The organism is Stomatobaculum longum, from assembly GCA_000242235.1.
Lineage (GTDB): Bacteria > Bacillota > Clostridia > Lachnospirales > Lachnospiraceae > Moryella > Moryella longum.
This window is the reverse complement of the sequence record JH590861.1, coordinates 222,201-241,122: the sequence shown is the minus strand read 5'-3', so window position 1 is coordinate 241,122 and position 18,922 is coordinate 222,201. Positions and strand designations below refer to the sequence as shown.

Sequence of the window (18,922 nt, the reverse complement as noted above, 5' to 3'; positions counted from 1 at the left end):
CACTTATTCTATCCGCATGCCGCCGCTCTTTCGCTCGTAGCGACAGAAAGAAAACGGCAAATCAAAATAGGTCTCCTCTTCGCTCTCCCGGGTCAGTTCCCATTCCGAATCCCGATCCAGATTCGGGAAAAAGCGATCACCGTCATAGAGGTAGTCAATCTTTGTGATTTCCGCGCTGTCCGCATACGGCAGAAAATCTCGGTAGATGCTCTCACCTCCGCACACAAAGACCTCATCCCTGGGAAGTTCCCGGACTTCCCGCAAGACCTCCCCGATGCTGTGGCAGACAGTCACACCTTTCGGTGCAAACTCCGGACTCCGGCTCAGCACAATGTTGCGCCTGCCGTAAAGCGGCTGCTGTCCCGGCAAATCTAAAAAAGTTTTCCGCCCCATGATGACAGTCTTGCCAAGTGTCTCCTCCAAAAACAGTTTCTGGTCGCGGGGAATTTTGACCAGAAGCCTACCGCCTTTTCCGATGGCCCAGGCGCTGTCCACCGCCGCGATCAAAATCATGCTTCTTCTCCGAGTATCAGTTCCTTCGCATAGGGGAGCGAAGTAATCCAATCGCAAAACGTGTGCCACTCGGCCAGCTTGTGATCGCGTCTTGAAAAATAAATATGCACCAGTGTCTCATAGTTAAAGCTGCAAGTTCGAAGCTGCTGATAGCTTTCGGGAAGCAGTTGTATCATCGAATACCAGGCGTCTTTTTCTTTGGTCTCGACAAAGCGAAGACGCAACTGCTCCAAAACTTCAATCATCCGATCCAAAGCAGCGAGCGCTTCTTCTGTCATATGGTCGTGAGAGAAATCCTCCCGTGAAAAGGGTTTGCTGTGAATCTTGTGCATGGTCGAAGTGGAGTTTGCCACCGTCGCCACTTTATAGGTGTCATATTCCTTCCACCAGTAGAGCGGCGCTGTGATATCGACCGAGACAAAAATCTGACGCATATACTTCCGATGATCGCTCCCGGCCTTTCTGAGTCGCATGGCCAGACCGAGATCGTTCTCTCCCAGAATATAATTTCCGGCTTCGTCGTAGTAGCTGTCACTTCTTGCCCAGGAATTCAGCGGATTTCTCGCGCCGCGCATCGCATTTTCCAGATTCATAACAGAGCTGCGTTCCAATTGAATCATGGCGTTACCCCTCTTTCTTCCTATTATAATAGCTGCACATCAGTCAGACTCGCTGATGCGATTTCGCTTTCGTTCCTGATAGCGCGCATAGGCCTTTTCGAGCATTGCCTTTTCATTTGCAAATTTTAGAAGATGCCATGCCTCGTGATACTTGTAATAGCCGGAATCCATAAAGAACTCTTCCCGCTGCGGTTTGGAATAATAGCTCTCCGCGCTCATCAGATACCAGTGGACACTCTTGTCGACCTGCTCTGCCTGGGCGTTAAACGTATATTCGCTCTTGCCGATGTACTCGACAATGTGAGCACTGACTCCTGTCTCCTCTTTTACCTCGCGAAGCGCAGTTGTCTCAAAGCTCTCGCCCGCCTCTACGGTGCCCTTCGGGAGTACCCAACCCTCATAGCGGTTTCTGTAATTCTTATAGAGCAGCAGGATCTTTCCGTGAAAGATCACGATGCCGCCACAGCTCGTTGCTTCGACCATTTGCAATCCCTCCTGCGCGACGCATATCCCCAAACAAATGTAAGTGTACTACTGACAGCTTTTCAGCACAAGCCCTTTCTCCCTGTCCCGTTGTCTCATTCGACCGCGCGCTTAAAGTGCCCGCGCGTAAAGTTTTCGTATGCCTCCGGGACGCTCTGCTCCCCCAGAACAAAGCTCCGGTAAATCGAGCGCACCGCCTTCTTTGTCTCTGCAGCGGTCTCATTGCTGAGTAAGAGACGCACCGCGCCTAACTTGAGCCCAGTAAGCTCCGCAGCCACACCGCTTAGACTGAGCGGCGCCGCATTGTAAATTGTATTATAGCAGAAGGTACAATGCGTCTTGACAGGCATTTCCATCATGCGGCGGTCCCTGAGTTTCATATACTCGGGTTTATGATCACAGCGCGCTGCTGTCTTTTTGAGACAGTTCGCCGACACCATCATCGGCAGCCGCCCCGTGACAACCATCTCCTGTCCCGCCGTGTCGAGAGATTTGAGCTCTCGCGCTGTTTCCTCAATCGGCAATGTGAGACGCGCGGCCCCGAACTCTCTGAGACAGAGCTGCGCTGTCCTGTTCATGCCGTAGACTTGAAAATCAAAATAGAAGGCCGGACAGCGCCTGTTCCGTTCTCCGTAGAGTGTCTCAAAAAAGCCCGGCTCTTCCAGATTCCGGATAATCAAAGCATCCAGCGGCAAATCGAGCAACCGTTCCGCCTGCTCCCGGAAAAAGCGCTCTGCTTCTGTCCGAAAAATCTGCGGCAAGAGCAGATACACGCGCTTGCCTGCATTCTGTATGCAACGGACCGCCGCCTGCCACCTCTCCGCCGGAATACTGTCTGCGCCGAAGGAAATTGCGGCGACCTCTTCCATCGCGGAAACCGTCTGTATCTGCTCCCAGCTGTCACAGCTCACATGGAGTTCCGGCGCTGTTCGTTCTGTATCTACAGAGCGGACAGTCCTGTCTTCGCTGTCTGTCTTTGCCGCGCGAACAGTCTCTGTGCCAAGCACAGAATCCCGTCGAAAGGCCGCGTCAATCTTTGCGGAAATTGCTTCGATTCCCTTTCGGCGCAACTCATTCAGTTGTTTCACCGGAAAGAAAAAGCCCTCTTCGATTGAGACATCCAGCTTTGCAAAACGAAAGCCCGTGCCCCCGGTTTTCTGAAGCCGCTCCCGCACTGCCTCCGCCGTGCTTCCTGCCGTTCTCGCCCGCTCGGCAATTTCGCCCGCGACTTCGGCACTGAGTTGCCCCGCTCCGGGAATGGAGACGCTGAGTTCCAAATACATCGGCTCGCCGTCCCGCTGCACAAACTTTCCGTAGAGCGGCAACTCCCGCTCCGTTTTTAGATACTTCTCTTCGATTTCCTCTTCATACGGAATATTCTGCTTCCGCTTCTCTTTCTTCTCCTGCAGGACTATCATTTCGCGCCCGTTGTGTTGGCGATAATACCCCTCTGTCTGACCGCCCCGGTCAAAAAGGTCCAAGAGATGCGCTCTGTCCGCCGCTTCCACTTGAAATCCCTCTGCCCCTTCACTCGCATAGAGGTCCAGGTACTTCCGCCAGATGGATACGACACCGGCCGTATAGCGCGGGCTCTTCATACGCCCCTCGATTTTTAGACTGTCTATGCCGCTCTCTGCGAGCATCGGAATCAAATCCAGGCTGCAGAGATCTTTACAGCTGAGGAGCAGTCCCTGTCCGGACGATTTCTGATTTTCGCGCTGCAGACTATAGGGCAGGCGGCAGGTCTGGGCGCAACGCCCCCGATTGCCCGAGCGCTCACCGAGAAGGCTCGACATGAAACACTGTCCGGAGTAGGCATAACAGAGTGCGCCGTGCACAAAACTCTCTACCTCCAATCCGGTCTCCCGTTTGATGCGCACCAGTTCTTCGAGACTCAATTCACGCGCCGGAATCACACGGCTCACGCCGAGACGCCGATATAGCTCTGCGGCATGCGGCCCCGTAATGGTCGTCTGGGTACTCGCGTGCAGGGAAAGAAGCGGGAAATGCTCGTGCAGCAGAGCCAGCGCTCCCAGGTCTTGCACAATTGCAGCATCCAATCCCGCTTCGTAATAGGGTGCGATATAATCCGGCAAAGTCTGAAGTTCCGCCTCTTTTAAGAGGGTGTTGACCGTCATATGGATACGAACACCAAAGCGGTGCGCATAGCGCAGCCCCCCGATGAGATCCGCTTCCTCCGGATTCTCCGCATAAGCTCTCGCGCCATACTTCGCACCGCCGACATAAATGGCATCTGCTCCTGCATTGACCGCCGCCCGCAGGCTTTCAATCGAGCCTGCGGGTGCCAAAAGTTCTGGTATCTTATTCCTCATTCTGTCCTAATCTATCCGTTTACTTGGAAAGCAGCTCATCCAGCTCTGTTTCCAGTTCCTTGCTGCGTTTCTTCTCTGCCTCCAGTTCCTCTTCGAGACGGTGTATGTTGGCAGTGAGGCGTTCCTTTTCCGCCTGCAGCGACTCCTTCTCTTTTTCAGCGGCGGCAAGCTGCTCTTCGAGCTTCTGCTTCTCTGCCGCAAGAGAGGCCTCTGCCGCCTCATCCTTGGCATCTTTCTGCAAGGTCTCCATGCGAAGACGCTGCTCGACAAGTTCTCGCTTCAGCGCATAGACTTCGGAGGCGTGCGCTGCCGCCTCTTCCTTGAGTTCCGCACTCTCCGCTCTCGCCTGCAGACAGTCATCCGCAAGATTCAGCCAGAGAATCTGTGCCCTCCGCTCACTGTTCTGGCGCGCATAGGCGCGGTTCTGCCTGAGCTCCGCAATTTTATTGTCGATATAAGCCGCAACCTGGCGAAGATACGCACTGTCGCCCCCGGCGAGCGGAATTACCTTGCCGTCAATGATGACTTCCGTACTACGCTGTCTACTCTGTTCGTCACGCATCTGCTTGCTCCTCATCTTCCTTTTTTCGATTCAAATGGCTGTATGCGTATTCTGTCGCGACTCTGCCGCGCGGTGTCCGAATCAAAAAGCCCTGCATCAGGAGATAGGGCTCATAGACTTCCTCCAGCGTGCCGGCATCTTCCCCGAGCGCCGCAGCCAGCGTATCCAGTCCCACCGGGCCGCCGTGAAACATATCAATGATGAGATTCAACATGGTTCTGTCCCCTGCGTCGAGGCCGCAGGTATCGACATCCAAAAGATTCAGCGCATCGCGCGCCACTGCTTCCGTAACGGCACCGCTGTATTTAACTTCCGCAAAATCCCGGACGCGCCGCAGTAGGCGGTTAGCCAGCCGCGGAGTTCCGCGGGAGCGCCGCGCAATTTCTGCCGAGCCCGCCGCATCAATCTCGACACCGAGTACTTTTGCCGAGCGGAGGACAATCTCCTGCAGTTCGTCCTGCTCATAAAATTCAAGGCGCTGTACCACGCCGAAGCGATCCCGGAGCGGTGCGGAGAGCAAACCCGCTCTTGTTGTCGCCCCGACTAAGGTAAAGTGCGGCAGCGCGAGGCGTATGCTCTTGGCATTGCTCTCCTTGCCGAGCACAATGTCGATTGCAAAATCTTCCATCGCGGGATAGAGCACTTCCTCCACCTGACGGTTCAAGCGGTGTATCTCATCGACAAAGAGCACATCGCCCTCCTGCAGATGATTTAAGATTGCCGCCATATCACCCGGCTTCTCGATGGCAGGCCCCGAAGTAATTTTCATGTGCACGCCCATCTCATTCGCAATGATACCGGAGAGCGTGGTCTTGCCGAGTCCCGGCGGCCCGTAAAAGAGCACGTGATCCAGAGACTCTCGCCGCTGTCTCGCCGCGTCGATATAGACCTGCAACATGGACTTTAATTTCTTCTGTCCGATATATTCCTGTAAGCGCTGCGGCCGAAGCGACTGCTCGAATCGTGTCTCCTCGGTTGCAAGTTCTGTTGTTATGATTCTACGCTCCATATTCTCCTCTCAGGCTCAGAACTGCCGGAGCGCCTCCCGTAAGAGTGTCTCGCTGTCCTTCTTTTCTGCTTCCGGAACGGCCCGTACCGCGCGCGTCGCCTCGCCTATGCCATAGCCGAGCTGTACCAGCGCATCGATTGCTTCCGCCGCAGCAGCGCCGGAAACACTTCCGCCGGACACTGTGTCCGCCGAAAGCGTCTGCACAACCTCCTGGTTTTTGAGTTCCAGAATAATCCGCTCCGCTGTCCGGACGCCGATGCCCGGGGCCTTTGCGATTGCCTTTGCGTCGCCTGTCAGCACGGCAAGCTTCAGCGCCTCAGGCTCCAGCGCCGACAACACGGCGAGCGCCCCCTTGGGCCCTATGCCGCTCACACCGAGTAGCGCACGAAAGAGGCGGAGATCCGCCTCTCTGTCAAAACCATAGAGCGAAACCGCATCCTCGCTCATCTTTAAATAGGTATGGAGTAGGAGCTCCGCGCCTTTCGTCGGCAGTCTCTCGATGACTGCGCGGGAGGTCTTTACGGCAATGCCGAAAGCGCCCGCCTCTACAATCACTTCGCTCTCACCGACCGCAGCAAGCGTTCCCTTGATATAAGAAATCATAAACCCTCCTGCTCTGTCGAAACTTTCCCTGTTGTCTAGTTTAGCACAGCCTTTTCAATCTAACAAGGAAGGCGTATACTAGAGTACCAAAATGAGAGAGGAGAAGTTGTATGGTTTCCTTTGAAACAAAGATATCGCGCGACAACTATGCGCAGATTCTTTCCACGCTGCCCGCCGGGACGGCTCCTTCCTCCCTGCTTTTCTTTGACATTGAGACCACCGGCCTATCACCGGCCTCTGCGCAGATTTATCTGATCGGAGCACTCTCTTTTTCGGACGCGGGCGATGCGGTCCTGCACCAATGGTTCGCTGATTCGCTCAGCGAAGAGTATACCTTGCTGCGCAGTTTCTTCGCCTTTGCCGCCTCCTTTGCGACACTGGTTCATTTTAACGGCACCCGCTTTGATTTGCCTTTTCTCACACAGTGCAGTGCGCAGTATCATCTGCCCTGCCCTCTCACCGAAAAACAGAGCCTGGATTTTTATGCGGCTGTCTCCCCGTACCGCGCACTCTTTGCCGGAGAGCGCCTCACCCAGCGTGCGCTTGAAGCTCGACTCGGCCTCACCCGGGAAGATCCCTTCACTGGTGCCGAGCTGATTGAAACCTATTCCCTCTGGCAACGAACGCATGATGAGACTCTGCTTCAGGCTCTGCTCGCGCATAATGCGGCCGATGTCGTCGCACTGCCTTCTCTGCTATCCCTCCTTGCGATTCCCGCTTTTTTTTGCGGAGCATTTCAAGACTTGACTCTCACGCGTGAGAAAACAGTCGCCAGACTGTCCGCGCGCAGTGAAACGGCACTTCCCTTTCCGCTCTCGCTGGAAAAGGAGACCGTCTCTCTGAACGCCGCAGGGAACGCTCTGTCCGCCACACTGCCGCTTCTCACCGACACACTCTTTCACTATTGGAAGGATTATCGGAATTATTATATTCTGAAAGAAGACGGCAGCCTGCTCCACAAAAGTCTGGCTGCTTTTGTGGACGCCGCCGCAAAGGAAAAAGCTACCCGCGATACCGCACGCCAGCCGAAATACGATGCCTTTCTGGCGCTTCCCGCGCGCATGAAACCGAAGCAGCCCTGTTTTCAGCGAACCGCCCGCAGCACACCGCTCTACCTGCCCTTCTCCGATTTTGCCGCTACCCCGGCACTCTACGGCGAATATCTGAACACCCTGCTCTCTTCTCTTTCTCTGCGGAAATAAAAAAGACCGAAGCCGCAAAATGCGAACTTCGGTTCTTTTTGTTTGATCTCATGAATAGTCGTTTCCCACGGGGGAACCGGTTTACTCAATCACCAAGACGTTGGTAGCCTGCGGTCCCTTAGCGCCATCGACAATGTCGTACTCGACCTTTGCGCCTTCCTCGAGGGTCTTGAACCCATCCATCTTCAGACCGGAGTAGTGCACGAAAACATCGTTTCCGCCCTCATCCGAAATGAATCCGTAACCCTTCTGGTTGTTAAACCACTTGACTGTGCCCTTGCTCATAACCGGTGTTCCTCCGAAAAAATAATCTGTGGCTTGCAGACTTCTGCAACCATCGCTACAATAGCATACGTTAAGGCTACTGTCAAATTATTTCGACAATTTATAGGAGTTTTTACGATGAGACCTCTTTTTTACGCCAAAAATGCGATACAGCACTTTTGCACCATCACAAAACACAAATTGACTGTCATGGATCTCTGCTTCAAAGTCGGCCTGATACGCCAGGGACTGGCACACGATCTCTCCAAATATTCCCCGACCGAATTCATGACCGGCGTCCGTTACTTCCAGGGCGTCCGCTCCCCAAACGCCGCCGAGCGCCAGGAACTCGGCTATTCCCGCTCCTGGCTGCACCACAAAGGACGCAACCGTCACCATTACGAGTACTGGGTGGATGTCGACAAAAAGCGCGGCTGGGTTAGCCTGAAAATGCCGCTCCGCTTTGTGCTCGAGATGGTCTGCGACCGCATTGCCGCCTCCAAAGTGTACAGTGGGCAGGACTACACCGATGCCGTGCCGCTCGGCTACTATCTCTCCAAACAAGAGGGGCGCCTCTTACATCCGGAGACCCGGGCACTTCTCAAAAAGCTCCTCTATATGCTCCGCGACAAGGGGGAACACTATACGCTCGGCTATATGCGTTGGCTGCGCCGTCACCCCGCACTCTATGAGCGCAGAGAACAACCCGTGTGTCAGTGAGCTTCCCGCTCCAACGCCGTGAGTTCTTCCGGCGAAAACAAATACGACTTCCCGCAGAACTGGCAATGAAGTTCTGCGGGCTTTTTTTCTTCCACCATACTCTTTAATTCCTTGCTGCCGAGACTGATCAGCGCTCTCTCGACCCGTTCTCTCGAACAGTCGCAGTGGAAGCGACACGGAAGCTTATCCGTGAGCTTGAGCTCTCTGCCCTCAAAAATCCAGGCGAGAATATCCTCCGGTGTCTTTCCCTCTTTTAAGAAGCTCGTCACCGATCCTACCGTTTTGAGGCGGTCTTCGAGCGCCGTAATCACTTCCTCGGGGCAACCCGGCATGAGCTGCACAATAAAGCCGCCGGCACAGCGGACCGTGTTATCCTGATTCATCAGCACGCCGAGCCCCACGCCGGACGGCACCTGCTCACTCGACGCATAGTAATAGGCAATGTCCTCCGCGATTTCGCCGGAGACCAATTCGACCTGCCCCACATAGGGCTCCTTTAAGCCGAGATCCGAGATGACGGTCATGGTACCTTTGCCGACCGCACCCGCGACATCCAGTTTCCCGAGCTGATTGGCCGGCAGAATTACCGCAGGCTCATAGGGATATCCCTTGACCTCGCCCGCATTGTTCGCCGTGACCAGCATTCCCCGCATGGGACCGTCGCCGTCAATCTTGATGGTCAGAAGATCCTGCTTGTCCTTCATCATTGCCCCCATCATGAGTCCGGCCGTCATGAGACGCCCAAGCGCAGCCGTGACAATGGGGCTCGTGCTGTGAATGCGTCTCGCCTCTTCCACCAGATCTCCGGTTGTCGCCGCGAAGGCGCGCACCATGCCGCCTTCCGCAAATGCTCTCACGATATAATCACTCATTATTTACTTCCTTTCCCTGTTCTCGCAACAGAATTAACATCCGCTCGCTCTCATCCGTTAGCGTCCCCTCGGTCTCCGCGTCCATTGCGGCGACAAAGACCATACCCGCCCGCTCTGCCGCTTCTCTGACTTCTGCCAGTGTATAGGCGCGCTGAACATGGGTTTCCTCCGCCCGGCGGTAATAGCCCCCTTCCTCCCGAAGATAAAAGGTCATGTCGTAGATATTCTCCGCAGTCTCACTGTCATAGTGGTTTTCCCAGATGAAACTGCCCTCTTCCCGATTTTCCGCAAATGTATTGTCCGCAAGCAGCTGCTTGTATTTGTAAACGGTATTCATATCAAAGAGGAAGATGCCGCCCGGATCCAGATAGTTGTTGACCAGCCGAAACACCTCAGAGAGTTCTTCCGTGCCGCAGAGATAATTCATCGCATCGCAGCGGCTTATGATGGCGCGGCAAGTGCCGTAGAGCTCAAATTCCCGCATATCCTGACAGAGGTAAAGCGCGTTGCTGCCGTTCGCTATCTTTTTTTGAAGCGCCTCTTCCAGCATTTCCTCGGCATTGTCAATCCCTATCATATCAAAGCCCCGCGCCGCGAGCCGCTCCGTGCAGTTTCCTGTGCCGCAACCGAGTTCCGCGACAATCCCGTCGGTAATACCGAAGGACGCGAGGAGTCGCACAGTCTGCTCGCACCAGGCGTCATAGGGAACGCCGTCCATAAAAAGATCGTAGAGTTTTGCAAAACTCTGGTAAGCCGCCATTCCGCGCGCCTCCTATCCCTTCCGAATATGAAAAATGCTCCGCTCTCCTCTGTCCGAAGAGCGGAGCCAAACTTATGCGTTTCTGCCGCAGCAGTATTTGTACTTCTTGCCGGAACCGCAGGGACAGGGATCGTTTCTGCCAACTTTGACTTCCTTGCGAATCGTACCGCTCTGCTTCTGCTCGCGGTACAGCTCTTTTCTTCTCTCCGCGCTCAGAATGTGATCCCAGGCCTCCAGACCGTAAAGCCACTCGGCCTTTGCCTCCACCATGTTGTAATAGAGCTTCTCCGGATCGATTTCCAACACAATCTCGGTATTCTCATCCATGGTCTCGGTCGGAATGTCCTGCTTCAGGCTCTCGCTGATGCCGTCGAGGAAGCCCGTCATGGTCTGAATATCCGTGCCGTACTTCTCGGCGAGTTCCTTCACCGTGCCGCGCTCCACCTTGCTCACATCGGCGAGCAGCTTCTCGTAGATGCCCTTCTCAACCAGAAAATAATCCTTCCAGAGCTTTTCCTGCTCCTCTTTGCTGAGCTGGTCACCGTATGCTTTGGTTCTCCAAACTTCTAATAATGTCATAAGTTCACCTTCACTCCCGTAATTTTAGTCGCATTATAGCCTACTTCGGTCCGAATTGCAAATAAGCTCATTTCTTTTTATCCCGCCGCCCGTAGTGCAAACTGCCGTCTTCCGTATCGATATAATCCAGCGCGTCGTAGCAGCCTTCCTCGACCGGAAGCTTCTTTTTCTTTAAGACATTCGCGAGCGCCCGCTCCGTAAATCTGGTGAGCACCGCAAAGGTCGGAATGCCGACCACCATGCCGACAATGCCCCAGATTCCGCCAAAAAACAGAATGGCGAAGAGAACCCAGAAACTCGACATGCCTGTCGTAGACCCGAGGATGCGCGGTCCCAGGATATTGCCGTCGAACTGCTGCAGCACCAGAATAAAAATCAGGAATTGCAACGTCGTAATCGGCGAAACCATGAGCAGAATAAACGCACTCGGAATCGCGCCGACAAAGGGTCCGAAAAACGGAATCACATTTGTCACGCCGACAAAGACGCTAATCAAAAGCGCATAGGGCATTTTCATGAAGCTCATGCAGATATAGCAGATGATGCCGATGATCACGGAGTCAATAATCTTGCCGACAATAAAGCTCGAGAACACCCACTTTACATAACGAAGTTCTGTAATCGTGTCATTTGCGACGCGTCGCGGCAGAAGCGCGAAGAGAAAGCGCTTACTCTGTGCCGCGAGCGCTTCCTTCATATTGAGGCCGTAGGCCATCACAATGAGTCCGATGAAAAAGTTTTTCAGAAACACAAAAAGCCGCATCACCCCGCTGGTCATCTGGGTCAGATACTTATTCAGATTCGGCATGAAGTCTGCGGAAATCCACTGCATGAGGCTGTCGGAAATCTGGCGGTAGCCCTCCAGAACCATCTGTTCCATGTCGGGATTTCTGCCGTGAAACAGCACCTGAATCCAGCCGCTGACCGAATTGGTACCCTTCGGCAAGTTGCTCGTAAGGTCCGAGACGCCGCTGATGAGCTGCGGAATCAGCATCGCAATCAGCGCGGTCAGCACCGCGAGAATAACGATGATACAGGCAAAGGTGGCCACTATCTTCCCGATGCGCTCCGCATTTTTTTCTTTCCGGAGCCGCTCCGCCTCGGTGAAGAGTTTGGCGCTGCTGCTCCCGCGGAATTTGACCAGGACGCGCTTGCCCATCTTGACCTCCGTGGGTCCCTGTAGGCCTCCGGGTCGCAGGCATTTCGTGACAAAGACAGAGAGAGCCTGATAGGTAGGCGCCATCAGAAATGCCATCACCGCGCCGTAGATGAATGGCATCAGAATTTCAACGATTTTCCCCAGAAAAAGTGCCAGAGGTCCCAGATGCTCCAATACAAACGAGAAAAAAAGGGCCGCAGCGACCACTGCAAACGCGGTGAGTCCCCAGGCGATATACTTTTGATTCCGATCGTTAATCATAACCCTTCCTTGTTCACAAAAAAAGCAGCTCACGCTGCCTCTTTCAAAAAAAACAGCCCCAAAATGCCGGTCTTACTTATTGACGCCTGGCAATGCCAGGTGGGTGACCGAACAAGGCCATTTGTCTTCCGCTATTTTCTCAACGAGTTGCGGCCTGACATCCGGCTTTGTATCTTATGTCTCCCTGTCAGAAGTTTGCAGGTTCAAAATTGGTAAGATTGTCGCACATCTCAGGAGCTGTTTGCTATAGCTGTATTATACGACGCTTTTGCCTGTGCGTAAAGTTCTTTTATTCTACCGCAATCTGATAGACCTTATACTCACGCTCCGCATGGTAACCGAGGCGCTCACCGAGGCTTGCGGAAAACAGGCTGTCCGTGTCCCAATCCGGAAGTCTCTCGCTCTCCCGGAAAGACAACAACAGAGAGGCGCCGACCGCCGAAGCGAGTCCTCTGCGGCGGAAAGCCTTCTCGGTTGCCGCCTTGACATCCATAATCTCCTCGCTGTGAACATAGGCCAGGCAGGCACTGACCGGCTCATTGTCTTTCAACACGACATAGCCGCGCCCGTAGGTTTCAAACGCCTCCTGTGAAGCAAAGCTGCTCATCAGGTTCTCGCTGAAGGAAAACTCTCTGAGACGCTCTAAGAGTCGTATCGTGAGGGGGCGCAGCTGGTAGGTTTCGTCGAGTTTCGTTCGCTGTTGCAGCGTCTCTGCCTTCATCCCTTCCGGCGCGCGGAGCAGGTAGCGGGACACCGTCCGGAAGGCGCCGGCAAAGCGCTTCTCCACCCAATTATCCCACAACTCGTCCTCGGCAAGAATACTGGTCTCGCCGCACTCCCGCGCAAGCAGATGATAGAGATCAATCGAAGCCTCGCCGCGCGGCGGCATTCCGACCAGATAAGAAAAGCCACCCGTCAGAACCAGACAAAACGAAGGACTGTCGAGCGTCGGAACAAACGCCCGCCCTCTGCCCTCTGCAGCTGCACGCACCAGTGAAATGCGGCTGTCCTTGCAAAGATCTGCAATACTCTCCCGTTTCATAGCGCCAAGCTCTATCATCTGTAGCCTCCCTTTCTGTTCGCTTTTTATTCTCACAGGCCCCTAAAGAGCAGGTCTGTCAGAGCATCGATGGAAGAAACAATATGGGTTGCTCCCGCTTTTTCCAATTCTTCCCGGCTGCCGTAGCCGTAAGTCACGCCGACACCCGCAATGCCGAGTGCGTTAGCGGCACAAATATCGTAGGCGCGGTCGCCGACCATAACCGCCGCAGCTGCCGGTATTGCCTGTGTCTGTACCAGCCGTGAGAGAATCTTTTCTTTGTTGCCGCCGTCCCTGGTATCATCGCCCCCCGCAATTCCCTTGAAATATGCCGTGAGCGAAAAAGCCGCGAGGACACGCCGCGCCTGCAGTTCCGGTTTGGAGGTCGCAAGGTAAAGTGCTGTTCCCCGCTCCCGCAATGTCCGGAGCAGATTCAGTGCGCCGGGATAGAGTTCATTTTCAAAGATTCCCTTGGTCTCATAATAGGCCCGAAAGGCGCGCACCGCCTCTTTGCACTCGTCCTCTGTGAGACCGTAGACCTCGGAAAACCCCTCTGTGAGCGGCGGTCCGATTAACTTTTGCAACTTCTCTGTTCCGCCGCTCTCTCGTCCGACTGCCGCAAGTCCGGCAATCGCGGCTTTCATAATACCTTCCCCGGACTCCGTCAAGGTGCCGTCAAGATCAAAGATAACCGCCTTCGGTTCCATCAGAACTTTAAGAGCGTCTTCAGAATGCCGCGCCCGAGGCTTGCCCCCACATTGCCGCCGAGCTGCTTGCCGAAACTGCCGCCCGCGCTCTTTCCGAGTTGCTTGCCGACTTCTCTTCCTATGGTTCCCGTGACCGAGCCGCCGATAGAGGCGAAGATGCGTTTCTGCTGCGCCGCTTTTTTCTTCTCCTCCCGCGCAGCGGCAGCGGCTTCCTTCTCCGCCTGTTTTGCCGCTGCGGCTGCTTCTTTGGCTGCCTGCTTTTCGGCTGCCGCCGCTTCCTTTGCCGCCTGCTTTTCCGCCGCGGCCGCTTCCTTGGCTGCCTGCTTCTCGGCTTCCGCTTCTTCCTTCGCCTTTGCCGCCGCGGCAGCCTGTTCATCGACCCGCTGCAACAGGAGCTCGTACGCCGACTCCCGGTCGACCTCCTCCGCGTATTTATCGCGAAGACTGCTCGCCAGAATTGCCGCCTGTCTGGTAATGGCATCCAGCGCGCCGAACTTGGACTGCGGCGGCAGAATGGACGCAATCCGCACTTCTTCCGGTGCGCCACCCTCGTCGAGGAAGGAAACCAGAGCCTCCGCTGTCTTTAATTCCTGGAGCGCCGTCGCCGTATCAAAAGCCGGATTCTTTCGGAATGACTCGGCCGCTGCCTTGACCCCCTTCTGCTCTGCCGGTGTATAAGCGCGGAGCGCATGCTGAACTTTGTTGCCGAGCTGCGCCAAAACGCCGCCCGGAATATCCGACGGATTCTGCGTGATGAAATAAACGCCGACGCCCTTCGAGCGAATCAGCTTCACGACCTGCTCGATTTTATCCAGCAGAGTCTTCGGTGCATTGTCAAACAAAAGGTGCGCCTCATCAAAGAAAAATACCATCTTCGGCTTTTCGAGATCGCCCGCCTCGGGGAGCTCGGTGAACAATTCGTTCAACATCCAGAGCATGAAGGTCGAATAAATGGTAGGATCCTGAATCAGAGAAGTCGAGTCCAGAATGTTGACATAGCCCCTGCCGTCGGCATCAACGCGCATCCAGTCCGAAATCTGCAGCGCCGGCTCGCCGAAAAACTGCGCGCCGCCCTTTCCCTCGAGGGCAACGAGAGCGCGAAGTATGGCACCGGTGCTGCTCTTGCCGATGTTGCCGTACTGCTCCCGGTAGGCATCGGCATTCTCCTCCACATAGCGCACCATGGACTTCAGATCCTTCATGTCGAGGAGCAAAAGCCCCTCTTCGTCCGCGATGCGGAAAATAATCTCAAGCAAGTCACTCTGAATCTTATTGAGATCCAGAAGACGCGCAAACAGGAGAGGTCCGAACTCCGAGACCGTCGTGCGGAGCGGGAAACCCTGCTTGCCGAAAATATCCCAGAATTCCGTTGGATAAGCACGGTAGCGGAAGCCGGCTTCCTGCAAACCGAAGCGCGCAATGCGCGCCTGCATATCCGCACTGTCCTCACCGGGCCGACACATGCCCGCGAGATCTCCCTTCACATCTGCGAGAAACACCGGCACGCCGGCATCGCTGAAGGATTCCGCCATCACTTTGAGTGTGACCGTCTTACCGGTTCCCGTGGCACCCGCAATCAGGCCGTGGCGATTTGCCTGCTTCAAGCGCAGGGTGCAATGCTCGTCACCGCTGCTGCCCACCCATACTGCCTGCTGATCGTACATAAAATACCTCTCTGAATCCAAACGCTTTTCAGCCGATTGATTGTCTAATTCCTATAGTACACAAAAAAATACCCCCGTGCAAGAAGTGAATCCTGCCGGGGGTATAGCGCTGTTTCTTCTATTACAATGCGAGCCTATAGGACGGGGATGCGTCGCCGTTTACCACATAGTACGCCGCATTCTCCTCCGGCTTTACATAGAGCTCAAGGCTCTCGATTTCCGCCGCCGGATTCTCCGCGAGATAAGCTTCCTTAGCGCGCGCCGTGAGTTCTTCGACCGCGAGCTGTCTGCCCTCAAACTCCACAAACACCTTCACGACTGTCTCTTTGCCGCTCAGTGTCGCACCGACCTTCTTGGCGCGGGACTTGACCGTCTTACTTGCCTTCTCGACGCCTTCCTTGACCTTGCTGCCCTGCTTCTTTGCCTCCTTGCCAAGTTCCTTCGCATCCTCCGCAAAGGACTTTGCCTCGCTGCCGACCGCGGACTTGACGCGCTCCGCAAATGCCTTCACAGGTTCCTTCAGATCTTCCACGGATTTCTTGAGTTCTTCCACTTTCTCTTCACGCTGTCCCTTTTTGCTTGCCATTTTCATTCCCTCCGTTTTCTGTGCCAAAGCGAACCGGTTACAAATCTATACATCTCATAGATCTTAGTCTGGATTATAAGATTCAAATCTCGCTTTGTCAAACGAATTACGCTTTCTCTTTGCCTATCCGGCAGAGCTGTGCTAAACTGATTCCAATTTATTGAACCCTGAAAGCGAGGATGGCTTCATGCAGATGAAATTATTACAGAAGCGCATTGTAAAAGACGGTCAGATTGAGGCGGGTAATATTTTAAAGGTGGATTCTTTTTTGAACCATCAGATTGATGTTTCCCTGCTGGAAGAGATTGGCAAGGAGTTTCACCGCCAGTTTGCCGGACAGACGGTCAACAAAATTCTGACCATCGAGGCCTCCGGCATTGCCATCGCCTGTATTGCGGCCCGCTATTTTCAGGTTCCCGTCGTCTTTGCGAAAAAGACACGCTCACTGAATATCGCGGGAGATGTGTATACGGCAAAGGTGGAATCTTTCACACACAAGAATACCAACGACATCATCGTCTCCAAAAAGTTTTTGTCCCCCGGAGACCGCATTCTGATTGTCGATGATTTCCTCGCGAACGGCAAAGCCATCCTGGGACTCGCAAAGCTCGTTGAACAGGCGGGTGCTACACTCGTCGGCGCCGGTGTCGTGATTGAAAAAGGCTTTCAGGACGGCGGTAAGCGCATCCGTGAGGCAGGAATCGACCTCCATTCTCTCGCGATTGTCGAAGAGATGGACACAGAACACGGCATTCGCTTTCGCGAAGAGACGCTTTAACGCTCGCGAATCAGTTTTGTCGCGAGCTCCAGCATATCGAGTGCCAGCTCGTAGCGCTCTCCCATCATGTCATAGACAGCATCTTCGGTCAGCACTTCGGCGCTCGAAAGCGCCGACAGCTCGCCCCGGTCGAAGCGCTTGTTGTCTGCCGTGAAATTGCGGCTATAGTAATATTTGACCAGTTTCCGATAGGCGCGCTGTGAATCCGCAAAGATTCGCAGCGCGTTTTGCATTGCGGCAAGTTCCTCGCGCTGAGACTGTAAAATCTCTTCCATCTCTCTGACGCGCTCTAAGGCGAGTTCCTGACTGCTCTTCTCCATTTCCCTTCCCTCCATATAAATGGCAACTCACTTCTTTTCCAGCAGCAACACCGCCTCTACCCCCGGCGTCCGCGGGAACATATCGACGCCCGCTGCCCGGGTCGTGTGATAGCCTCCCTCTCGCAGAATCTCGAGATCGGTGAGCAGGCTCGAGGGCTTACAAGAGACATAGATGATGCGCGGTACATCGTAGCGGATTAGCTTGCGCAGCGCCTTCGGATTCACGCCCTCACGCGGCGGATCTAGAATGATGATATCCGGCTTCTCTTCGATTTCATCCAGCACTTTTAATACATCGCCCGCGATAAAACGGCAATTCCGCACGCCGTTTCGCGCTGCATTTTCCCTCGCGGCAATCACGGCCTCCTCAACCAGTTCTACGCCGACGGTCCGCTCCGCGTGTTTTGCGACAAGCTGGGCAATGGTGCCTGTGCCGGAATAGAGATCAAATACCACCTTACCGCCGGTCTCGCCGACATACTGTCCCACCTTTGCGTAGAGCAATTCCGCGCCGTCCGCATTGTTCTGGAAAAATGAAAAGGGCGTAATCACGAAGCGAAGTCCCGAGAGTTCCTCCTCAAACTGCGCTGCACCGAACAGCACTTCCGTCCGCTCGTCCTTAATCGCATCAGCGACCGAATCGGTCACGGTGTGGAGCACGCCCTTCAGGGTTGCCGCAAAGGGAAGACCGACCATCCGTTGCCGCCAGGCCGTGAGCAATTCCTCTTCCTCCTCTTTCGGCAACTGGGAACTCGTGACCAGATCAAGCAGCAATTCTTTTCGATGCGTGCCGCGCCGCACAAGCAGATAGCGAAGATACCCCTCGTGGCGCATCTTATGATAGTAGGGAGTATTGTGCTCCCGGAAAAACCGTAGTGTCTCCCGAAGCGCTAGATTAAAGTCCTCGTGCACCAGCTCGCAGTGATCTGTCTCCACAATGTCGTAGTGGCTGCCCCGCTTATGCATGCCGAGACAGAGTGGGCCGTCCCGATAGGCATCTCCGAACGAATACTCCATCTTCATGCGGTAGCCCTCCGCGAGCGGGCTCGGCGTGAGTCCCTCCCAGAGAAAATCCTCCCACACTGCCTCCCCGAGAAGGCGCTCTAACAGCTCACTCTTTAGCGCCAGTTCCTCTTCATAGGGCAGCGTCTGGTAGAGGCAGCCTCCGCAACTGCCGACCGCCGGACAGCGGCTCTCCCGCGTCTCACAGACGCCCGGCTGCAGAGTCTCAAGCACTCTGCCCTCCGCACTCCCCTTTCGCGCCTTGGTCACGCGATATGCTACTTCCCGTCCCGGCACGGCGTGCTTCACCAATACCTTCCCGTCTTCCCTCACAATGTAGCCGCGATCCGGAAATCGGTACTCCGAAATGATGCCGCGCGCTTCCTCTCCCTTTTTCATGCCTTCTGTCCTCTCTCTTTCAAAAAGAGGGCGCGTCTTTTCGGCGCGCCCTCTCTAAACCATATTTTCCGCTTGTATTGCTTATTCCTTATCTTCCGCCTTGGCGTCCTTCTCGTCTTCTTCGTCCTCGTCACCGAAGGCAATCAACTCGTCGTCGTTAAAATCGTCGTCGAAATCGTCATCGAACTCATCTTCCGCCGGCGTGACAAAGCGATAAACAGCATAGGCGATACCTGCGACCGCCGCGACAACACCGAGAATTGCGAGCGCAATCACAATCGCATCACGCGTCTTGCTCTTCTCCTCTTTCTTCTTCATGGAACTCACAAGCTCATCCAGTTTCATCAATGCGCTGAAATTGTCCATACTCTCCTCCCAAGTTCTCTATGTCATTTGACACAATGCATGATTAACAGCTTCACTATAGCATAAAGCCTTTTGGTTGACAAGCAGAGCGGGCCTCTCTAAAATAAGCTTGTTGTGCATT

The 18,922-nt window shown here is 54.6% G+C and carries 22 protein-coding genes and 1 other RNA gene; 3 read left to right on the top strand and 20 right to left on the bottom strand.

Features of this window, described 5'->3' with window-relative positions; translation table 11 throughout:
• Positions 1-3 precede the first annotated feature (3 nt).
• From HMPREF9623_RS01100 to ruvA, 7 genes are all read right to left on the bottom strand, one after another.
• Complete coding sequence (locus HMPREF9623_RS01100; RefSeq protein WP_009532045.1) at positions 4-513, bottom strand: dihydrofolate reductase; 510 nt, start codon at positions 511-513, stop codon at positions 4-6.
• Positions 510-1,133, bottom strand: coding sequence for a hypothetical protein (locus HMPREF9623_RS01095; RefSeq protein ID WP_009532044.1), 624 nt, complete (start codon positions 1,131-1,133; stop codon positions 510-512). Before HMPREF9623_RS01095 ends, HMPREF9623_RS01100 begins: the two co-directional genes overlap by 4 nt.
• A 39-nt stretch (positions 1,134-1,172) precedes the next feature.
• Positions 1,173-1,616, bottom strand: coding sequence for an NUDIX hydrolase (locus HMPREF9623_RS01090; protein WP_009532043.1), 444 nt, complete (start codon positions 1,614-1,616; stop codon positions 1,173-1,175).
• Between the two features lie 95 nt (positions 1,617-1,711).
• Positions 1,712-3,949, bottom strand: coding sequence for a U32 family peptidase (locus HMPREF9623_RS01085; protein WP_009532042.1), 2,238 nt, complete (start codon positions 3,947-3,949; stop codon positions 1,712-1,714).
• Between the two features lie 19 nt (positions 3,950-3,968).
• Positions 3,969-4,511 (bottom strand): cell division protein ZapA, encoded by a 543-nt coding sequence (locus HMPREF9623_RS01080; protein ID WP_009532041.1) that lies wholly within the window; start codon positions 4,509-4,511, stop codon positions 3,969-3,971.
• Positions 4,504-5,520 carry a Holliday junction branch migration DNA helicase RuvB gene (gene ruvB / locus HMPREF9623_RS01075; RefSeq protein WP_009532040.1) on the bottom strand — a complete coding sequence of 339 codons (1,017 nt, stop codon included), beginning with the start codon at positions 5,518-5,520 and terminating at the stop codon, positions 4,504-4,506. Before ruvB ends, HMPREF9623_RS01080 begins: the two co-directional genes overlap by 8 nt.
• Positions 5,521-5,535: 15 nt before the next feature.
• Entirely contained in the window at positions 5,536-6,123 is a 588-nt protein-coding gene (gene ruvA / locus HMPREF9623_RS01070; protein ID WP_009532039.1) for a Holliday junction branch migration protein RuvA, read from the bottom strand.
• 110 nt (positions 6,124-6,233) lie between these two features.
• Here ruvA and HMPREF9623_RS10730 point away from each other — a divergent pair, with 110 nt between their 5' ends.
• Positions 6,234-7,325 (top strand): ribonuclease H-like domain-containing protein, encoded by a 1,092-nt coding sequence (locus HMPREF9623_RS10730; protein ID WP_009532038.1) that lies wholly within the window; start codon positions 6,234-6,236, stop codon positions 7,323-7,325.
• Positions 7,326-7,406: 81 nt separating this feature from the next.
• On the opposite strand, the gene HMPREF9623_RS01060 is transcribed toward HMPREF9623_RS10730, so the two are convergent.
• Complete coding sequence (locus HMPREF9623_RS01060; protein WP_009532037.1) at positions 7,407-7,610, bottom strand: cold-shock protein; 204 nt, start codon at positions 7,608-7,610, stop codon at positions 7,407-7,409.
• A 117-nt stretch (positions 7,611-7,727) separates the two neighbouring features.
• Between HMPREF9623_RS01060 and HMPREF9623_RS01055 the strand changes: the two genes are divergently transcribed.
• Positions 7,728-8,309: a DUF5662 family protein gene (locus HMPREF9623_RS01055; RefSeq protein ID WP_009532036.1), complete on the top strand. Its 582-nt coding sequence runs from the start codon at positions 7,728-7,730 to the stop codon at positions 8,307-8,309.
• Here HMPREF9623_RS01055 and hslO read toward each other — a convergent pair.
• From hslO to HMPREF9623_RS01015, 9 genes are all read right to left on the bottom strand, one after another.
• On the bottom strand, positions 8,303-9,181 hold the full coding sequence (hslO, locus tag HMPREF9623_RS01050; RefSeq protein ID WP_009532035.1) for an Hsp33 family molecular chaperone HslO: 879 nt from the start codon (positions 9,179-9,181) through the stop codon (positions 8,303-8,305). The two genes, HMPREF9623_RS01055 and hslO, sit on opposite strands and share 7 nt — an antisense overlap.
• Entirely contained in the window at positions 9,174-9,941 is a 768-nt protein-coding gene (locus tag HMPREF9623_RS01045; protein ID WP_009532034.1) for a class I SAM-dependent DNA methyltransferase, read from the bottom strand. The genes hslO and HMPREF9623_RS01045 overlap by 8 nt, the downstream gene beginning before the upstream one ends.
• Positions 9,942-10,013: 72 nt before the next feature.
• Positions 10,014-10,520 carry an SEC-C metal-binding domain-containing protein gene (locus tag HMPREF9623_RS01040; RefSeq protein WP_009532033.1) on the bottom strand — a complete coding sequence of 169 codons (507 nt, stop codon included), beginning with the start codon at positions 10,518-10,520 and terminating at the stop codon, positions 10,014-10,016.
• A gap of 67 nt (positions 10,521-10,587) precedes the next feature.
• Entirely contained in the window at positions 10,588-11,940 is a 1,353-nt protein-coding gene (locus tag HMPREF9623_RS01035) for an AI-2E family transporter (protein ID WP_009532032.1), read from the bottom strand.
• A gap of 52 nt (positions 11,941-11,992) precedes the next feature.
• Positions 11,993-12,180, bottom strand: a non-coding RNA gene (gene ssrS / locus HMPREF9623_RS11075) — 6S RNA.
• A gap of 49 nt (positions 12,181-12,229) precedes the next feature.
• On the bottom strand, positions 12,230-13,000 hold the full coding sequence (locus tag HMPREF9623_RS01030) for a GNAT family N-acetyltransferase (protein WP_009532031.1): 771 nt from the start codon (positions 12,998-13,000) through the stop codon (positions 12,230-12,232).
• A gap of 32 nt (positions 13,001-13,032) precedes the next feature.
• Positions 13,033-13,686, bottom strand: coding sequence for an HAD hydrolase-like protein (locus HMPREF9623_RS01025; RefSeq protein ID WP_009532030.1), 654 nt, complete (start codon positions 13,684-13,686; stop codon positions 13,033-13,035).
• On the bottom strand, positions 13,686-15,350 hold the full coding sequence (locus tag HMPREF9623_RS01020) for a helicase HerA-like domain-containing protein (RefSeq protein WP_009532029.1): 1,665 nt from the start codon (positions 15,348-15,350) through the stop codon (positions 13,686-13,688). Before HMPREF9623_RS01020 ends, HMPREF9623_RS01025 begins: the two co-directional genes overlap by 1 nt.
• Before the next feature lie 121 nt (positions 15,351-15,471).
• The gene (locus HMPREF9623_RS01015) at positions 15,472-15,936 is read right to left on the bottom strand and encodes a DUF6465 family protein (RefSeq protein ID WP_009532028.1); all 465 of its coding nucleotides are present in this window, start codon (positions 15,934-15,936) and stop codon (positions 15,472-15,474) included.
• Between the two features lie 193 nt (positions 15,937-16,129).
• Between HMPREF9623_RS01015 and HMPREF9623_RS01010 the strand changes: the two genes are divergently transcribed.
• Positions 16,130-16,714, top strand: coding sequence for a xanthine phosphoribosyltransferase (locus HMPREF9623_RS01010; RefSeq protein ID WP_040799288.1), 585 nt, complete (start codon positions 16,130-16,132; stop codon positions 16,712-16,714).
• Here HMPREF9623_RS01010 and HMPREF9623_RS01005 read toward each other — a convergent pair.
• The 3 genes from HMPREF9623_RS01005 to HMPREF9623_RS00995 all read right to left on the bottom strand — a co-directional run bounded on the left by HMPREF9623_RS01005 (position 16,711) and on the right by HMPREF9623_RS00995 (position 18,801).
• On the bottom strand, positions 16,711-17,034 hold the full coding sequence (locus tag HMPREF9623_RS01005) for a DUF4298 domain-containing protein (protein WP_009532026.1): 324 nt from the start codon (positions 17,032-17,034) through the stop codon (positions 16,711-16,713). The two genes, HMPREF9623_RS01010 and HMPREF9623_RS01005, sit on opposite strands and share 4 nt — an antisense overlap.
• 27 nt (positions 17,035-17,061) lie before the next feature.
• A complete protein-coding gene (gene rlmD, locus HMPREF9623_RS01000) occupies positions 17,062-18,435 on the bottom strand; it encodes a 23S rRNA (uracil(1939)-C(5))-methyltransferase RlmD (RefSeq protein WP_009532025.1) in 1,374 nt (457 codons plus the stop codon).
• Positions 18,436-18,516: 81 nt separating this feature from the next.
• On the bottom strand, positions 18,517-18,801 hold the full coding sequence (locus tag HMPREF9623_RS00995) for a hypothetical protein (RefSeq protein ID WP_009532024.1): 285 nt from the start codon (positions 18,799-18,801) through the stop codon (positions 18,517-18,519).
• Between the last annotated feature and the right edge of the window lie 121 nt (positions 18,802-18,922).

Excerpts from the sequence above, each read along its gene's own strand:
- HMPREF9623_RS01025 (WP_009532030.1), bottom strand. The coding sequence starts at position 13,686 with ATGGAACCGAAGGCGGTTATCTTTGATCTTGACGGCACCTTGACGGAG.
- HMPREF9623_RS01020 (WP_009532029.1), bottom strand. The coding sequence starts at position 15,350 with ATGTACGATCAGCAGGCAGTATGGGTGGGCAGCAGCGGTGACGAGCAT.
- HMPREF9623_RS01035 (WP_009532032.1), bottom strand. The coding sequence starts at position 11,940 with ATGATTAACGATCGGAATCAAAAGTATATCGCCTGGGGACTCACCGCG.
- HMPREF9623_RS01090 (WP_009532043.1), bottom strand. The coding sequence starts at position 1,616 with ATGGTCGAAGCAACGAGCTGTGGCGGCATCGTGATCTTTCACGGAAAG.
- HMPREF9623_RS01055 (WP_009532036.1), top strand. The coding sequence starts at position 7,728 with ATGAGACCTCTTTTTTACGCCAAAAATGCGATACAGCACTTTTGCACC.
- HMPREF9623_RS10730 (WP_009532038.1), top strand. The coding sequence starts at position 6,234 with ATGGTTTCCTTTGAAACAAAGATATCGCGCGACAACTATGCGCAGATT.
- HMPREF9623_RS01080 (WP_009532041.1), bottom strand. The coding sequence starts at position 4,511 with ATGCGTGACGAACAGAGTAGACAGCGTAGTACGGAAGTCATCATTGAC.
- HMPREF9623_RS00995 (WP_009532024.1), bottom strand. The coding sequence starts at position 18,801 with ATGGACAATTTCAGCGCATTGATGAAACTGGATGAGCTTGTGAGTTCC.
- rlmD (WP_009532025.1), bottom strand. The coding sequence starts at position 18,435 with ATGAAAAAGGGAGAGGAAGCGCGCGGCATCATTTCGGAGTACCGATTT.
- HMPREF9623_RS01005 (WP_009532026.1), bottom strand. The coding sequence starts at position 17,034 with ATGGAGAAGAGCAGTCAGGAACTCGCCTTAGAGCGCGTCAGAGAGATG.
- HMPREF9623_RS01060 (WP_009532037.1), bottom strand. The coding sequence starts at position 7,610 with ATGAGCAAGGGCACAGTCAAGTGGTTTAACAACCAGAAGGGTTACGGA.
- HMPREF9623_RS01040 (WP_009532033.1), bottom strand. The coding sequence starts at position 10,520 with ATGACATTATTAGAAGTTTGGAGAACCAAAGCATACGGTGACCAGCTC.
- HMPREF9623_RS01095 (WP_009532044.1), bottom strand. The coding sequence starts at position 1,133 with ATGATTCAATTGGAACGCAGCTCTGTTATGAATCTGGAAAATGCGATG.
- hslO (WP_009532035.1), bottom strand. The coding sequence starts at position 9,181 with ATGAGTGATTATATCGTGAGAGCATTTGCGGAAGGCGGCATGGTGCGC.
- HMPREF9623_RS01030 (WP_009532031.1), bottom strand. The coding sequence starts at position 13,000 with ATGATAGAGCTTGGCGCTATGAAACGGGAGAGTATTGCAGATCTTTGC.
- HMPREF9623_RS01045 (WP_009532034.1), bottom strand. The coding sequence starts at position 9,941 with ATGGCGGCTTACCAGAGTTTTGCAAAACTCTACGATCTTTTTATGGAC.
- HMPREF9623_RS01100 (WP_009532045.1), bottom strand. The coding sequence starts at position 513 with ATGATTTTGATCGCGGCGGTGGACAGCGCCTGGGCCATCGGAAAAGGC.
- ruvA (WP_009532039.1), bottom strand. The coding sequence starts at position 6,123 with ATGATTTCTTATATCAAGGGAACGCTTGCTGCGGTCGGTGAGAGCGAA.
- HMPREF9623_RS01015 (WP_009532028.1), bottom strand. The coding sequence starts at position 15,936 with ATGGCAAGCAAAAAGGGACAGCGTGAAGAGAAAGTGGAAGAACTCAAG.
- HMPREF9623_RS01010 (WP_040799288.1), top strand. The coding sequence starts at position 16,130 with ATGAAATTATTACAGAAGCGCATTGTAAAAGACGGTCAGATTGAGGCG.
- ruvB (WP_009532040.1), bottom strand. The coding sequence starts at position 5,520 with ATGGAGCGTAGAATCATAACAACAGAACTTGCAACCGAGGAGACACGA.
- HMPREF9623_RS01085 (WP_009532042.1), bottom strand. The coding sequence starts at position 3,949 with ATGAGGAATAAGATACCAGAACTTTTGGCACCCGCAGGCTCGATTGAA.